The following is a 15508-nucleotide window of genomic DNA, read 5'->3' on the forward strand; positions in this document are numbered from 1 at the left end:
TCCGGCGAACGTCAGCGATCTTCTTATCGGCCGTTTACATCGGCCCAAACCACGCCGGCCGTAACGGTCCCGTCGCCACGCAGTCGTAATCACCGGCGCCTATGCCATGATCAACCTGCACCAGCGGTGGCTACAGAGAGTCGACGACTCCCCCGGACCTACGCCATCGGCTGATCCAGGTAGCACGGGGTGCGTGCCACCGGGCCATCCCCTGGTGGCACGCTCTGCGTCATGGACCTGACCGTGATCCTCGGCCCGATGAAGGGCGGCAAGTCACTCGAGATGATCAGCTTGCTGTCCCCGTTGCAGCACACCGGCATCCCGCACCGCATCTTCCAGTCGGCCCGGCACGGCCGGGACACCGCGGTGATGTCCCGCTCCGGCGGCTCCCTGGAGACGCTGAAGGTGCACACGCTGGCCGGGGCCGCCGACGGCGAGGTCGAGGTGATCGGCGTCGACGAGATCCACATGTTCACCGTCGACGACATCGCGGTGCTCGGGGTCGCGGTCCGCGCCGGCATCAAGGTGGTCGTCGCCGGGATCGACCTGGACCACCGGGGGCAGCTGTTCGCGCCGGTCCGGGCGCTGTTCGAACTCGCGCCGGAGAAGGTGATCTACCGCCGCGCGGTCTGCGACGTCTGCCGCTCCCTGGACGCGACCCACACCCAGGTCCTGGAGCACGGCAAACCGTTCATCCGCGAGCTGGCGCCCTCGACCGCGCTGCCCGACGACGGCACGTACACCTATGAGGCGCGCTGCCGCCGTTGCGTGGTCCTCCCCTAGATCAACTTCAGGATCAAATTCATGCTGACTCGGGTCCGCGCTGATCACTGATCGTCGCTCCCGCCAGGGACCCTTCCGGGCCGGGCTGGCCGCTGACGCGTCCAAAACGCCCACCCCTCCAGGGCGGCGCCCGCGGCTGCCCACGACCGCCAACCCAACCCCGAGCTGGACCTGGCGGCCCTATCCGGACTCTCGATAGGGCCATGGGCGCCAGCCCGACGAACCCGGCTGGACCTGGCGGCCCTTTCCGGGCTCGGGATAGGGCCGTGGGGGCCAGCCCGGCAACCCCGACGAACCCGGCTGGACCTGGCGGCCCTATCTGGACCCGGGATAGGGCCATGGACGCCAGCCCGACAAACCCGGCTGGCCCTGACCGCCCTACCCGGACCCGGGACAGGGCCGTGGGCGCCAGCCCGGCAACCCCGGCAAGCCCGGCTGGCCTTGGCGGCCCTATCGGGGCTCGGGACAGGGCCATAGACACCAGCCCGACAAACCCGGCTGGCCCCGGTGGCCCTGTCCGGGCCCGGGACAGGGCCATAGACACCAGCCCGACAAACCCGGCTGGCCCTGACCGCCCTACCCGGACCCGGGACAGGGCCATGGACGCCAGCCCGACAAACCCGGCGAGCCCGGCTGGCCCTGACCGCCCTACCCGCGCTCGGGACAGGGCCGTGAGGGCCAGCCCGACAAACCCGGCTGGCCCTGACGGCCCTACCCGGACCCGGGACAGGGCCATGCGAGCCAGCCCGGCGAGCCCGGCTGGGCTTGGTGGCCCTATCGGGGCTCGGGACAGGGCCGTGGGGTCCAGCCCGGCGAACCCGGCTGGGCTTCACCGTGGGGGTTTGGGCGGGACAGCGGGAGGTGGGCAGTTCGGCCCGGATGCGGCGTCGCGGTCGGGAGGGGGCAGGGCCTGGCGTCGAGGGGCGGGACGGGGCTGTGCGGGTGGGGCGGGGCTAGGGCGTACCTGAGGGTGGTGTTGATTTTTGGGGTTGGGCATCGGGGGACCGGTGGACGATCACCCGATGCCCGACAGGGTTACGGGAGGGCGTTCAGGAACGGCTCGTGGCTGTTCTTGAACTCCCAGCTGTAGAACTTGTCCCAGTTGATCGACCAGGTCATCAGGCCGCGGAAGTCCGGGTTGAGGCCGCTGCGCGGGGTGTAGCCGCCGCAGTTGGTGCCCTTCACCAGGCAGGTGACCGCCTGCTGCACGCCGGCCGGTGCGACGTAGCCGTTGCCGGCGCTGGTGGAGCTCGGCGCGCCAAAAGCGACCTGGTCCTCGCGCAGGGCCGGGAACAGGTTCGCGGTGTTGCCGGCGACCGGGAAGCCGGCCAGCATCATGTCGGTCATCGCGATGTGGAAGTCGGCGCCACCCATCGAGTGGTACTGGTTGTCCAGGCCCATGATCGAGCCGGAGTTGTAGTCCTGGACGTGCAGCACGGTGAGGAAGTCGCGGACCGCGTAGATCACCGGGAGGTAGGAGCCGGCGCGCGGGTCCTGGCCGCCCCACGGGCCGGAGCCGTAGTACTGGTAACCGAGCTGGACGAAGAACGTCTCCGGGGCCATGGTCAGCACGAAGCCGGCGCCGTACCGGGCCTTGAGCGACTTCAGGGCGCTGATCAGGTTGACGATCACCGGGGTGGTCGGGTTCTTGAAGTCGGTGTCACCGGTGTTCAGCGACAGCGAGTGACCCTCGAAGTCGATGTCGACGCCGTCCAGGCCGTACTTGTCGATGATCGCGCTGACCGAGCTGACGAACTTGTCCCGGGCCGCCGTGGTGGTGAGCTGCACCTGGCCGTTGGCGCCTCCGATGGAGAGCAGCACCTTCTTGCCGGCCGCCCGCTTCGTCTTGATCGCGGCGATGAACTCGGCCTCGCTCTCCACGGTCGGGCACTCGGTGACCGGGCAGAGCTTGAACTGGATGTCACCGGAGGTGACGCTGGTCGGCTCGCCGAAGGACAGGTTGATGATGTCCCAGTCGGCGGGGACGTCGGCCATCCGCAGGTAGCCGGCGCCGTTGGCGAAGCTGGCGTGCAGGTAGCCGATGAGCGCGTGCTTGGGCAGGCCGCCGGTGGGGATCGGCGTGGTCGGGGTGGGGCTGGTCGGCGTCGGGCTCGCCGTCGGACTGGTCGTCGGGCTGACCGTCGGGCTGGGGCTCGTGGTCGGGCTCGTCGACGTGGTCGGGCTCGGGTTCGTGGTCCCGCCACACGCGCCGTTGTTTATCCAGACGTCCCACTGCCCGCTCTTGAGGGTCGGGTCCTCACCCTGGGTCCACCACTTGGCGGTGTAATTGTTGCCGCCCTTGGAGGCGACGTTGTCCTTGACGTAGGTCGCGGAGGCGCTCCAGGCCGGAGCGCACGCCGTGGCGGCGCTCGCGGTCGAGGCGGCATAGACGCTTGTGCATGCGGCGGCCAGCACAGCCGCCGTGGCGAGGGTCACGGATCGACGCATGGGCAATTATTAGGACTGTTAACTGAAGATGTAAAGAGCTTGTTCGGCGTGAAGACGGATACGGCCCCGCGGACGGGGCCGTATCGGCACAACGGAGAGGACGCGGGCGTCAGCGGCGGTAGGTCCGTTTGGTCGAGTACGTGACGTTGCCCGCCTTGTCGTAGGCACGGAGCTGCACGGTGAACTTCTTGCCGTACCTCTTCGGGTTCAGCGTGAAGTGGTAACCGGCCGTGAAGTCGGTGGCCACCACCTTGCCGTTGACCAGCAGCTGGACCTTGGCGACGCCGTTGCGGTCGCTCGCCGCGGCGGTCAGCGTGGTCTTCTTGGTCAGCTTGGTGTTGTTCTTCGGCCGCTTGGTGACCTTCAGCGTGGGCCGGACGGTGTCGTTGACGACCACTCGCCGCACGGTCGTCCGGTTCCCGAGCCGGTCGGTCACGGTCCACTCGATGGTGAACGCGCCCTGCGCGACCGGCGTGACCGTCCAGGTGAACGGCGACGAGGTGGGCTTGCCGCCGAGAACCGTCGCGGACGCGATCCCGCTGGGGTCGGAAGCGGACACGGTGGTCCGCACCGTGCCACGGACCAGGGCGCCCGCGCCGGGTGTGACGGACTTGACCGCCGGCCCCGCGTTGTCGATCCGGTACACCCCGCCCAGGTTGCGCGCGTTGCCGGCGGTGTCGAAGACGTGCACCATGACCGCCTCGTCGCCGTTGCGGCCACGGGTGTCCCAGGTCAGGGTCCACGGCGCCCGGTCCGCACGGGCGACAACGGCCCCCCGGGAGTCGCGCACCTCGATCCGCGCCACGTCCGGCGAGAGGCCGGTGGCCTGGAGGCTGGTCACACCGCTGAGCGTGGTGCCGAATGCCGGCGTGATGGTCGCCTCCGGGGCCAGCACGTCCACGTGCACCCGGGTGCTCGCCGAGCCGGAGTTCCCGTCCGCGTCGTAGGCGCGCACGGTGACCGTCGCGTCCGTGTCGTGCAGCTGCGCCGGGTTCGGCACGGTGAACGACAGGTCCGCCGGGAGCGGCGCCGCGAACGACCCGGCGACCACGTCACCGACCAGGACCTCGACCTTGGTGACCGCGACGTCGTCGGCGTACGCCGGGTGGATCGTCGGGTAGAGCCCCAGTTGCTGCCCGTCGGTCAGGCCGGTGCCGGACACGGTGGGCCGCGCCTCCGCCGGACCGCTGCCGGGCACGAGCGCGATCGACGCCGACATGGTCTCGCCGCCCTTGACCTGCATGCGGCCGCCTTCGCCGCGCTGCTGCCAACCGGTGAGGACGAGGACGTACCGGTTGCTCGCGGGCAGGTCGGTGAACCGGGCGATGCCGGTCGCATCGGTGGTCGCCGTGGCGACGGTCGCACCGTCCTCGCCGGTCAGGGTCAGCCCGACGCCGGAGGTGCCCCGCTGCCGGCTGTCATAGTTGCCGAGGAGATCAGCGAACGTCTTGACGGTCAGATTGCCGGTGAGGCCGGGGACCAGCAGCCGGTAGCGGGCGGTGTTGTCACTCGCGTTCGCCTCGCCCGCGTCGTTGACGAAGCTCCAGGCTCCAGCGGCTGCCCCGCCGACGGCCGCCGACTTGTCGATCACCCCGTCCCAGGTGATGGTGTGCGTCGCACCCGGCGCCAGCCCGAAGGGCTCACCCGGCGGATCGGACGCACGGGTGACACCGTCCTCGTCACCACCCTCCAGCCGGGCCCGGACCGCTGGGGCGTCACCCACGTTGGCCACGGTGAAAGTGAATGTCACCTGGTCACCGACGGCGTAGGTGGCTTTGGCCGGGCTGATCCCGACGGTGACCCGCAGGTCCGGCAGTTCCGCTGCCAGGGCCGGGGCCAGGGGTACGGCCGCGGTGGCCGCCCCGGCCACGACAGCCGCGGCGACACGCGCCAGGCCGGTGCTGAAGACCCTGTTCAAATCGACGGACTCCATGATCGATGGGGATGAGTGCCCGCGATCATAGAACGCAACCGTCTCGTCGCACGACCCCATTGTTGCCGCGGGCCCGGCCGCCGCGGCGGCCGGGCCCGGCAGGTCAGGCGACGGACTTGGGGCTGATCGGCGCGACCGCGGTGCCCGGCTGCACGGGATCGGTCCGCATGCCGGAGCGGATCGTCTCCAGCATGGTCATGCCCTGCGCGGCCAGCGACGCGACCACGCTGTTCAGGCCCTCGGCACCGTCCAGGACGGTGACGTTGGCGCCGCGCAGGCCCTCGGCGGCGGCCCGCAGCATCTCCGGCAGCCGGTCGATGATCGCCTGGTCCAGGGCGATCCGGTCCTGGGCCGCGGCGGCCTCGGCGGAGAGCTTGGTGGCGTCGGCCTGAGCCTTGGCCAGCGCCCGGATCCGCTCGGCCTCGGCCTCGGCCGGCCGGACCACCTCGGCGATCAGCTGGGCCTGGCGCAGCTCGGCGTTCTTCTGCGCGACCAGCGCCTGCTCGGCGAGCACCTCCTGGGCGGCGCGGGCGGCGGCCAGCGGGCCGGCCTGCGACGCGGTCTGCTGCGCCTGGTCGATCTCGGCTTGATACTGCGCGCGGGCGATCGCGGTCTGCCGGGCGTACTCGGCCTGGTGCCGCATGCTCTCCTGCTCGGACATCGCGCTCTCCCGGTCGGCGGCGGCCTGCGCGACCTTCGCCTCCTGGTTGACCCGCGCCTGGTGCGGCGCGGCGAGCGCCTTGATGTAGCCGACGCCCTTGTCGTCGATGCTGCTGATCTGCAACGAGTCGACGGCCAGGCCGATCCGGGCCATCTCGGTCTTGCTGGCGTCGACGATCGCGTCGGCCAGCGTCTGCTGCTCCCTGATGATCGACTCGACGGTCATGCTGCCGATGATGCTGCGCAGGTGGCCCGAGAAGATCCGGCCGACCAGCGTGGGCATCTGACCCTGGTTGCCCTGGAAGCGACGGGCGGCCGCGGCGATCGACTCGTGGTCGTCGCCGACCTTGAACGCGATCACCGCCTGCACGCCCAGCGTCAGGCCCTGCTTGGTGTAGCAGTCCTCGACGACCTCGGCCTCCTGCATGGCCAGGGTCAGCCGGGTGGCCTTGGAGAAGACGGGCAGGACGAACACGCCGTGCCCAGTGACGATCTTGAACGGCAACGCATCCGCACCCCGTTGTTTCCGACCGCTGATCAGCAGCGCTTCGTTGGGGGCGGGAACCCGATAACCGAACACTTCTACAGCCCTTCATCGACGCCGCGGGCGATCCCGTCCGGCGGCACAGTGGGCCATGGCTCGACGTCGACCTGGCGCGCGCCACGGTTGTGGATGACGAGCGCCTCTGCCCCGATCGGGAGGGGAACCGGCGAATACGCGAGGTAATAGTGCGGCATGCCGCCGACCATCAGGCGTATCTCACCGGCACGCTCGCCGCCGCGGATCGCGGTGATCACCCTGCCGACCCGGCCGACCAGCGTCTCACTCGTCACGCCTGCATTGTGCTCCCGCACCGCGAGCCCCGGCCGCCCCAAGCGTCACTTCCCGATCAGGTCCCCTTCGCGTAGAGCACCTCGCGGGCCTGCTCGGCGGCGCGCACGATGGCCTCGGCGACGAAGTCCATGAAACGGGCGACGTTCTCCAACCGGATGCCCGCCGGGGTGTCCGGGCCGAGGACGCCGACGCCGCCCCGGGCGATCCGGGCCAACTCGAGGTTCTGCTGAGCGCTGGCGATCATCGACTGGTAGAGCGCGGCGTTGTCGACGACGTAGCGCTCGCGGCGGCGCTCGTCGCGCTCCCGGCGGATCAGGCCGAAACTCTCCAGCATGGCGACCGCCTTGGAGACGGACGCCTTGCTCACCCCCAAGTGCTGGACCAGCTCGCCGGCGGTGAGACTGCCCGCGTCGGTGGTGTAAAGGCAGGTCAGCATGCGGGCCATCATTTTCGGCAAGCCGGAGGCCATGATGTTGGTGGTCATCGCCTCCTCGAACTCGCGCACCGCCTCGGGGTCGCGCCCGTGCGCGTGCAGGCGCGCCTCGGTCCCCCGCGGGACGGCTTTGCGCCGCTGGTGGGCGCGGCGCTCGGTGGCCCGGTGCGCCAGGTCCGCCCGATAGGCCGCGGGGCCGCCGTTGCGCATCACCTCGCGGGTGACCGTCGAGGTGGGACGGTCGAGCCGGCGGGCGATCTCCGCATAGGCCAGCCCGTCGGCCACCCCCAGCGCGATCTGCTGGCGCTCCTGCTGGGTAAGCCTGCCTCCGGGCATCGACAATCTCCTTTGCGTACGCCGTGACGCCTCCAGCGTAGCGTTCAGCCTCGCTGCATTGCAATGAAACCGCTCGGCCGTGTTGCATTGAAAACCATCCCGTTGCAACGATTTCAGAGCATTGAACAGCTAAAACACTGACGGTACGCAACGACCATGTTGCCCAACTCTCGAACGCAACGTAGCGTTTCTGGCATCGGAAACAACGTTGAACACGGGAGAGCATGATGCAGACCTTCGCCACCCCGGCCCCGATCGCCGCCGTCCTGGACGTCCCGGCCGGGCGGATCCACGTCGTCGCCACCGAGCGGGCCGACACCACGGTCGAGGGGCGGCCGGCGGACGACACCAAGAGCCGCGACGTGACGGCCGCCGAGCGGACCCGGATCGCGTACGCCGACGGCGTCCTGCGGGTCGAGACCACCACCCAGCACCAGGTCCTCGGCTCCTCCGGCGCCGTCGACGTGACGATCCACCTGCCGGCCGGGTCCCGGATCGAGGCGCGGGCGGCCAGCGCCGAGTTCCGGACCACCGGGCAGCTCGGCGAGGTCACCTTCGAGGGCGCGCACGGGGCCGTCGACATCGACGAGGCCGCGAGCGTCCGGCTCATCGCCAACGCCGCCGACATCGCGGTCGCCCGGCTCACCGGCCCCGCCGAGATCAGCACCGACCAGGGCGACATCCGGATCGCCGAGGCGCACCGCGGCACGGTCGTGCTGCGCACCCAGGCCGGCTCCATCACCGTCGTCGCGGCGGCGGGCGTCGCGGCCGCCCTGGACGCCGGCACCGGTCACGGCCGGATCGACAACAGCCTGAAGAACGACGGCGCCCCGGCGCTCGACATCCACGCGACCACCTCGTACGGCGACATCGTCGCCCGCAGCCTGTGACGGAGACCGACATGACGAACCTGGCCATCGCAGCGAACGGGCTGCGCAAGTCCTACGACGGCACGGTGGTGCTCGACGGCGTCGACCTGGCCGTGCCGCAGGGCACGATCTTCTCGCTGCTCGGCCCGAACGGCGCCGGCAAGACCACCGCCGTCAAGATCCTCTCCACCCTGATCACGCCGGACCCGGCCTCCGGCCCGATCCGGATCGCCGGGCACGACCTGGCCACCGACCCGCAGGCGGTCCGCGCGTCGATCGGTGTCACCGGGCAGTTCTCCGCGGTCGACGGCCTGATCACCGGCGCGGAGAACATGCTGCTCATGGCGGACCTGCACCACCTGTCCCGGTCCGCGGGCCGGCGGGTCACGGCCGAGCTGCTGGAGCGGTTCGACCTGGTGGAGGCGGCCGGCAAACCCGCCTCCACCTACTCCGGCGGCATGAAGCGCCGCCTCGACATCGCGATGACGCTGGTCGGCAGCCCGCGGGTGATCTTCCTCGACGAGCCGACCACCGGCCTCGACCCGCGCAGCCGGCACAACATGTGGCAGATCATCCGTGAGCTCGTCGCGGACGGCGTCACCGTCTTCCTCACCACCCAGTACCTGGAGGAGGCCGACGAGCTCGCGGACCGGATCGCCGTGCTGCACGAGGGCACGATCGCCGCCGAGGGCACCGCCGACGAGCTCAAACGTCTCATCCCCGGCGGGCACGTCCGGCTGCGGTTCACCGATCCGCTCGCCTACCGTGCCGCGGTGCTCGCCCTGGACGGGGCGAGCGGAGACGACGAGGCGCAGGCGCTGCACCTCGCCAGCGACGGCAGCCAGCAGAACCTGCGCGCGATCCTCGACCGGCTGGACGCGGCCGGCGTCCGCGCGGACGAACTGACCGTGCACACCCCCGACCTCGACGACGTGTTCTTCGCCCTGACCAGCAAGTCCAGCAAGCCCGAGGAGGCTGTCCGATGAGTACCCTCGCCCTCGCCGTCCGCGACTCGTCCACCATGCTGCGCCGCAACCTGCTGCACGCGCGCCGCTACCCGTCGCTGACACTGAACCTGCTGCTCACCCCGGTCATGTTGCTGTTGCTGTTCGTCTACATATTCGGCGACACCCTCGGCGCCGGCCTGGGCGGCGGCCGCGCCGAGTACATCGCCTACCTGGTGCCCGGCCTGCTGCTGATGACCATCGGCAGCACGGTGATCGGCACCGCCGTCTCGGTCTCCACCGACATGAGCGAGGGCATCATCGCCCGGTTCCGCACGATGGCCATCCACCGCGGCTCGGTGCTGGTCGGGCACGTGATCGGCAGTGTCGTGCAGTCGGTGGTCAGCGTGGTCCTGGTCGGTGCGGTCGGCGTGGCCATCGGCTTCCGCTCCACCGACGCCACGGTCCTGGAGTGGCTGGCGGCGTTCGGGCTGCTCACCCTGTTCGCCCTGGCGCTCACCTGGATCGCGGTCGGGATGGGCCTGGTCAGCCCGACCGCCGAGGCGGCCAGCAACAACGCCATGCCGCTGATCCTGCTGCCGCTGCTGTCCAGCGCGTTCGTCCCGGTCGACGCGATGCCCGGCTGGTTCCAGCCGATCGCCGAGTATCAGCCGTTCACCCCGGCCATCGAGACCCTGCGCGGCCTGCTCCTGGGCACCGGCATCGGCCACAACGGCTGGCTCGCCGTGGCCTGGTGCGTCGGCCTCGCGGTCCTCGGCTACTTCTGGTCCACCGCGAAGTTCAACCGCGACCCCCGGTAACCGTCCGGTGAAACGGCGAAGGGCCGCCCCGGCCGGGGCGGCCCTTCGTGGTTCCGGGTCTAGCGCTCGCAGTTCACCAGCTTGTCGCCCTCGCGGTTCGGCAGGCACTGGTCGCTGTCGGCGCCGCCGTCGAGGGAGTCGATCTTCCCGTCCTGCCCGCCGTCGAGGTAGTCGTCGCCGGCCTCGCCGAACAGCTGGTCGACGCCGTCGGCCTCGCCACCGAGCAGCACGTCGCCACCCCCGCCACCGCGGATGACGTCGTCGCCGTTGCCGCCGTCCAGGCGGTTGGGCCCGTCGTTGCCGATGATCATGTCGTTGGCCTGCGTGCCGCGCACGTTCTCGATGTCGCCGGCCACGGTGTCCTTCTCGCCCGGCGCGCCGTCGTCACCGGTGGCGCCGTCCAGGTCCACGGTCACCCCGTCGAACCGCAAGCCGTAGGTGACGGTGTCCACGCCCGCCCCACCGGAGATCAGGTCGGTGCCGGTGCCGGACTCGATCACGTCGTTGCCGTCGTTGCCGTAGAGCTTGTTGTTGCCGGCGTAGTCGTCGATCACGTCGTCGCCGCCGTAGCCGACGATGACGTCGTTGCCGGCCAGGCCGGAGAGGTGGTCCGGGCCGTTGGTGCCGTACAGGTGATCGTCACCGAGACCGCCGATGATGGTCTCGAAGCTGAGGAGGGTGTCACCCTCGCCCCGGTGGCCGTCGTCGCCCCGGGCACCGTCGGAGTCGGCGGTGATCGCCCGCTTGCGCCAGGCGTACGAGATCTGGTCGGTCCCGGCGCCGCCGGAGAGCCAGTCCGCGTCCGGGGCGCTCTCGTCGTTGTTGGCCTGCGCGAAGCTGTCGTTGCCGGCGCCGCCGTACTCCAGGTCGTTGCCCAGGCCACCGGTCAGGCTGTCGTTACCCGCGTCGCCGGACAGCACGTCGGCGCCGGTCTCGCCGTAGAGGTTGTCGTCGCCGCCCAGGCCGTAGAGACGGTCCGCGCCGGAGCCACCGAACAGCAGGTCCTGCGCCGAGCCACCGATCAGCGTGTCCTTGCCGGAGCCGCCCCGGGCGAGCAGCGGCAGGTTGGTCTTGTTGGTGACCTTGTCGTTGCCCGAGCCGAGGCTGACGCTGAGGTTGCCGATCTCCGCCTTGACGGTGCAGCGAACCTTGGTCTTGTCGCCCTTCACCGCCTTGCAACCCTTGCCGGCCCGCACCGCGACCCGGTCGTCGAAGGTGATCGTCCGGCCGGACCGGGTGATCACGACCGCGTTCTTCTTCCCCGAGCCCGCCTTGAAGTTGACGGTGACCGGATCGCCGGGCTCGATGGGCGCCCCCACATACACCAGACCGGTGGACGCGGCCTGGGCGGGCGCGCTGCACACGCCGACCGCGGCGGTGGTGGCCAGCAGCGCCACTCCGGCCCGGGTCAGCCAGGTCAACCTCGACATCGCCATCTCTCCCCCGTTCGAAAACCATTCATGAATTGTTCGCGGCATCATAGAGCACCCGTGCACCTGACCGTCCTCATCGGACAGGTGTGACCACGATGCTCCCACCGCCGGAGTCGACGCCGATCCGGCGCGGGGCGGCGCCGTCGGTCGGCACCTCGATGCTCGTGTCACCGCCGTCCGCTCGTGCGTCGACGCGATAACTGTCCCGCGGCAGCCGGAGCGTGACGTCCCCACCCGAGCTGTCCACCCGGACCGTGCCGGGCGGCGTCGCGAAGGTGAGCCGCACGGCGCCGCCGCCGGTCCGGGCGGTGACCGGGCCGATGCCGTCCGCCTCGACCGCTCCGCCGCCGGACGTCAGGTCGAGCTCGCCGGAGAGGCCGGTGACCGAGACGGCGCCGCCGTCGCTGTCGAGCGTCGCCCGGAAGAAGGCCGGCACCTCGATCCGGTAGTCGACGCCGCAGGTGCCCCGGTGGCCCTGGCAGCCCGAGGTGAAGGTGAGGTCGGTGCCGACGACCCGGTGCTCCGGCGCGGGTTGCGCCCCGGCGTACCGGAGGGTCTCGGTGACGTGCACGGTGTCGCCGGCGCCAGCCGTAACGGTGATCCGGCCGCCGAGGCTGCTGACCACCACGGCGGCGGCCCGGTCGGTGAGGTCGTAGGTGCGGGTCTCGGTCTCGGTCTGCTCCTGGTGGACGCACGCGGTGAGCGGCGCGGCGGCGAGGGCGGCGAGAAGGGTGATCCAGATGCGCATCGGCGTTGCCTCTCAGGGAAGGAGGAGGCCCCAGTACAGGGCCCAGGGGAGGAACAGGACGCCGGCCACGATCAGCAGGCTCTGGCGCGGGCGGTCGGCGGGCGAGACCCGCCAGGCGTGGACGGTCAGGGCGGTGGCGATCACCGTGACCAGCGCGGCGGCCTGCAACGCCAGCCAGAGCACCGGACGGCCGGCCACCGTCGGGCCGGGCGAGATGCCCTTCCAGTTCGCGCTGTCGGCCACCGCGACGAAGTAGGCGACGAAGCCGAGCACCGCGGTGGCGCCGGTGACCGCGAGGACCCGGGCCGGACGGGCGACCGGCACCGGACGGCGGCGGACCCGGCGGACGAGCGCGACGATCGGGTACGCCAGGAAGCCCACCACCATCACGACCAGCACGGCGAGCTGCGCCGGCCAGGACTCCCACCAGGCCGACGGCGCCAGGTCGACGCTGGTCGCCCGCTGCGCCGGGGACGGATCGATCCGGGACGGCGGGACAGTGCCGGCGCCGATCGCGCGGACCCAGCCACCGACGATGTCCGGGTAGGACGGGAACAGCGCGTCGGTGAACATCCCGCCGGCGTCCAGCACCCGCAGGGTGTGCCCGGCGCCCGGGATGAACCGGATGGTCAGCGGCGCGTGGACGGTGTCGCGCAGCACCGCGGCGCCCTCGGCCGGCGGCACCTGGGTGTCGGCCGTCCCGTACACGGCGAGGACCGGCTGGGTGATGCCGGCCAGCGCCGGCCGCGGGTCGTGATCGGCCTCGGCGAACAGTCCGGCGTCGTCGGCGAGCCGGTAGAACCGGTTCGAGAGGGTGTCGCGGAGCGCTCCGGTCACCCCGGCGCCGGCCAGCTTGTTGCGCATGTTCCAGTTCTGCACGCGCAGCGGGCTCAGGCCCGGAGCGGACGCGAGGACCAGGAAGGCGATCTCCTTCGACCGGCTCGCCGCGATCGGCATGACCCAGCCGCCCTCGCTGATCCCCCACAGGCCGACCGCGTCCGGCCGCACTCCGGGCTGATGGCGCAGCACGCCGGTCGCGGCGATCACGTCGTCGGCGAGCAGCGAGTACACCGGCTGGTCGAGCGGGCGCTTGTCGTAGGCGAGAACCGCCATCCCCTGCCGGGCGAAGGCGATCGCCTCGGGCTGGACGCCGCTGCGCTTGCCGTTGCCGGAGCCGTGCACCAGGACCAGACCGGGGAGCGGGCGGGCGGCGTTCCGGGGCGCGAAGACCGTACCGTAAAGGATTTTTCCGTCTTGGGTGGGAATGCTGACGTCGGTGGTGGTGAGGTCGGCCGGAATCGGCGGCGCCGGGACGGCGGCGGTGGCCGGAGTGCCGGTCAGGGCGACGGCGACGAGCGCCAGGACCAGGAGGCGGAGGCTGCGGGCGGGCATGGAACGAGCATCGATGAATCGACGCCCGCGCGAATCGCCGCCGCGAGCGGTTCCGGTCTCACTCTCCAGAGGGAGGCGGCTCCCCGGCGACGACCAGGCCGGACTCGTACGCGGCCACCACGGCCTGCGCCCGGTCCCGCAGGCCGAGCTTGGCGAGCACGCTGCTGACGTGCGTTTTCACGGTGTGCTCGCTGACCACGAGGGTGGCCGCCATCTCGGCGTTGGTGAGCCCGCGGCCGAGCAGCCGCAGCGCCTCGTGCTCCCGCGGGGTGAGCCGGTCCAGGCCGGTCCACGGCTTGACCGGCGGGGCCTGGCCGCGGACCGCCGTCTCGATCAGCCGGGTGGTGACCGCCGGGGCCAGCAACGACTCGCCGGCGGCGACGACCCGGACCGCCTGCACCAGCTCGGCGCGCCGGACGTCCTTGAGCAGGAAGCCGCTCGCCCCGGCGCGGAGCGCGTCGTACACATAATCGTCCTGGCCGAAAGTGGTCAGCATGAGCACGCGGACCGGCTCGCCGCGCAGCCGCCGGGTGGCCTCGATGCCGTCCATCCCGGGCATCCGGATGTCGAGCACCAGCACATCGGGGGCGTGCTCGCGGACGGCCGCGATCGCCGCGGCGCCGTCCGCGACCTCGGCGACGACCTCCATGTCCGGCTCGTTGTCGAGGATCATCGCGAACGCGCCGCGGACGAGTTCCTGGTCGTCCGCCACCACGATCCGGATGCCCATCAGGCCACCTCCACAGATGTGCCGGGCAGAGTCGCCCGCACCTGGAATCCCCTGCCACCGGGCGCCGGACCGGCCGTCGCGGAGCCGCCGCAGGACGCCGCGCGCTCCCGGATCCCGATCAGACCGTGCCCCTGCCCCGGCCCGGCCGTCCGCTGCGGCCCCCGCCCGTCGTCGGTCACCGTGACGGCCAGCCCGTCGCCGCGCCAGTCGAGGGTCACCGTCACGGTCCTGGCCCGGGCGTGTTTGAGCACATTGGTCAAGGCTTCCTGGACGATCCGGTAGGCGGCGACCTCGGCGTCCGGGGTCACCGTGCCCGGCTGACCGAGAACGTTCAGAGACACCGCGGTGCCGCCGACCTGGGACACGCTCGCCACCAGGCCGGCGATCCCGGCGAGCGTCGGCTGCGGTGCGCGGGCGCCCTCGCCTCCGGCGTCGAGGACGCCGAGGATCCTGCGCAGCTGGGCCATCGCTTCCCGCCCGGCCGCGGCGATCGCGTCAAAGGCTTCTTCGGTACGCGCGGGGCCCTGTTTCATCACCACCGGGCCCGCCTCCGCCTGTGCGATCGTGATGCTCACCGCGTGCGCCAGGATGTCGTGCATGTCCCGGGCGATCCGGGACCGCTCCCGCTCGGCCTCCAGCTCCCGCTCCCGTTCCAGGTGGCGGGCCCGTTCCCGCAACGTGCGCACCTCCTCCCGGCGGTTCGCCCAGGCCCGGCCCATCACGTAGGCGGTGGTCCAGAGCAGCGCGCCGCGGGCCGCCGTCTCGACCGAGCCGGTCAGGATGAAGGCGCCCCAGCCGATGATCACGACGGCGCTGATCCGCTGCCAGCGCGGCGCCTGCGCGGCCACGGTGAACATGGCGATCAGCGCGCCGTACCAGAGCGGCTGCCGCGGGCCGCTGGCCACGAGGTCGTAACCGGCCGCGGCGGCCTCGGTCAGCAGCAGCACGGCGAACGGCGCACGCCGCCGCCAGACGACCGGAACCGACACGGCGACCGCGACGGCGTACGCGGCGAGCGGCCAGTGCCCGCCCCGGGAGGCGAACGGGGCGAGCTGCGCGACCAGCGCGATCAGCGTCAGCCCGAGATCCACCGCCAGGGGCGGCAGCCCGCGCGCCCACGCCAGTAATCGCTCGTACACGGAT

The 15508-nt window shown here is 71.5% G+C and carries 14 protein-coding genes; 4 read left to right on the top strand and 10 right to left on the bottom strand.

Features of this window, described 5'->3' with window-relative positions; all coding sequences use genetic code 11:
• Nucleotides 1-231: 231 nt before the first annotated feature.
• Complete coding sequence (locus tag Aiant_RS20255) at nt 232-783, top strand: thymidine kinase (RefSeq protein WP_189332161.1); 552 nt, start codon at nt 232-234, stop codon at nt 781-783.
• Between the two features lie 1035 nt (nt 784-1818).
• Here the strand turns inward: Aiant_RS20255 and Aiant_RS20260 are convergent.
• The 5 genes from Aiant_RS20260 to Aiant_RS20280 form a co-directional block, all read right to left on the bottom strand.
• Complete coding sequence (locus Aiant_RS20260; RefSeq protein ID WP_189332160.1) at nt 1819-3231, bottom strand: chitinase; 1413 nt, start codon at nt 3229-3231, stop codon at nt 1819-1821.
• Between the two features lie 109 nt (nt 3232-3340).
• Nucleotides 3341-5164: an Ig-like domain-containing protein gene (locus tag Aiant_RS20265; RefSeq protein WP_189332159.1), complete on the bottom strand. Its 1824-nt coding sequence runs from the start codon at nt 5162-5164 to the stop codon at nt 3341-3343.
• 103 nt (nt 5165-5267) lie between these two features.
• Entirely contained in the window at nt 5268-6329 is a 1062-nt protein-coding gene (locus tag Aiant_RS20270) for an SPFH domain-containing protein (RefSeq protein WP_229830388.1), read from the bottom strand.
• A 77-nt stretch (nt 6330-6406) separates the two neighbouring features.
• Complete coding sequence (locus Aiant_RS20275; protein WP_189332157.1) at nt 6407-6658, bottom strand: hypothetical protein; 252 nt, start codon at nt 6656-6658, stop codon at nt 6407-6409.
• Between the two features lie 56 nt (nt 6659-6714).
• Complete coding sequence (locus tag Aiant_RS20280) at nt 6715-7428, bottom strand: helix-turn-helix domain-containing protein (RefSeq protein WP_189332156.1); 714 nt, start codon at nt 7426-7428, stop codon at nt 6715-6717.
• Nucleotides 7429-7652: 224 nt separating this feature from the next.
• On the opposite strand from Aiant_RS20280, the gene Aiant_RS20285 reads away from it, so the two are divergent.
• Genes Aiant_RS20285 through Aiant_RS20295 form a run of 3 tightly spaced genes read left to right on the top strand, consistent with a single transcriptional unit; the run spans nt 7653 to nt 10062 of the window.
• Nucleotides 7653-8318, top strand: coding sequence for a DUF4097 family beta strand repeat-containing protein (locus Aiant_RS20285; RefSeq protein ID WP_342358075.1), 666 nt, complete (start codon nt 7653-7655; stop codon nt 8316-8318).
• A gap of 11 nt (nt 8319-8329) precedes the next feature.
• Nucleotides 8330-9283 (top strand): ATP-binding cassette domain-containing protein, encoded by a 954-nt coding sequence (locus tag Aiant_RS20290; protein ID WP_189332154.1) that lies wholly within the window; start codon nt 8330-8332, stop codon nt 9281-9283.
• Nucleotides 9280-10062, top strand: a complete 783-nt coding sequence (locus tag Aiant_RS20295) for an ABC transporter permease (RefSeq protein ID WP_189332153.1) — start codon at nt 9280-9282, stop codon at nt 10060-10062. The genes Aiant_RS20290 and Aiant_RS20295 overlap by 4 nt, the downstream gene beginning before the upstream one ends.
• 59 nt (nt 10063-10121) lie before the next feature.
• On the opposite strand, the gene Aiant_RS46555 is transcribed toward Aiant_RS20295, so the two are convergent.
• The 5 genes from Aiant_RS46555 to Aiant_RS20320 all read right to left on the bottom strand — a co-directional run bounded on the left by Aiant_RS46555 (nt 10122) and on the right by Aiant_RS20320 (nt 15504).
• A complete protein-coding gene (locus Aiant_RS46555; protein ID WP_189332152.1) occupies nt 10122-11492 on the bottom strand; it encodes a calcium-binding protein in 1371 nt (456 codons plus the stop codon).
• Between the two features lie 76 nt (nt 11493-11568).
• A complete protein-coding gene (locus Aiant_RS20305) occupies nt 11569-12243 on the bottom strand; it encodes a DUF4097 family beta strand repeat-containing protein (RefSeq protein WP_189332151.1) in 675 nt (224 codons plus the stop codon).
• Between the two features lie 12 nt (nt 12244-12255).
• Entirely contained in the window at nt 12256-13635 is a 1380-nt protein-coding gene (locus tag Aiant_RS20310) for an alpha/beta hydrolase family protein (protein WP_189332150.1), read from the bottom strand.
• Nucleotides 13636-13693: 58 nt separating this feature from the next.
• Nucleotides 13694-14365, bottom strand: coding sequence for a response regulator (locus Aiant_RS20315; RefSeq protein ID WP_189332149.1), 672 nt, complete (start codon nt 14363-14365; stop codon nt 13694-13696).
• The gene (locus tag Aiant_RS20320) at nt 14365-15504 is read right to left on the bottom strand and encodes a sensor histidine kinase (RefSeq protein ID WP_229830386.1); all 1140 of its coding nucleotides are present in this window, start codon (nt 15502-15504) and stop codon (nt 14365-14367) included. The genes Aiant_RS20315 and Aiant_RS20320 overlap by 1 nt, the downstream gene beginning before the upstream one ends.
• Between the last annotated feature and the right edge of the window lie 4 nt (nt 15505-15508).

Source organism: Actinoplanes ianthinogenes (genome assembly GCF_018324205.1).
Taxonomy (GTDB): Bacteria; Actinomycetota; Actinomycetes; order Mycobacteriales; family Micromonosporaceae; genus Actinoplanes; species Actinoplanes ianthinogenes.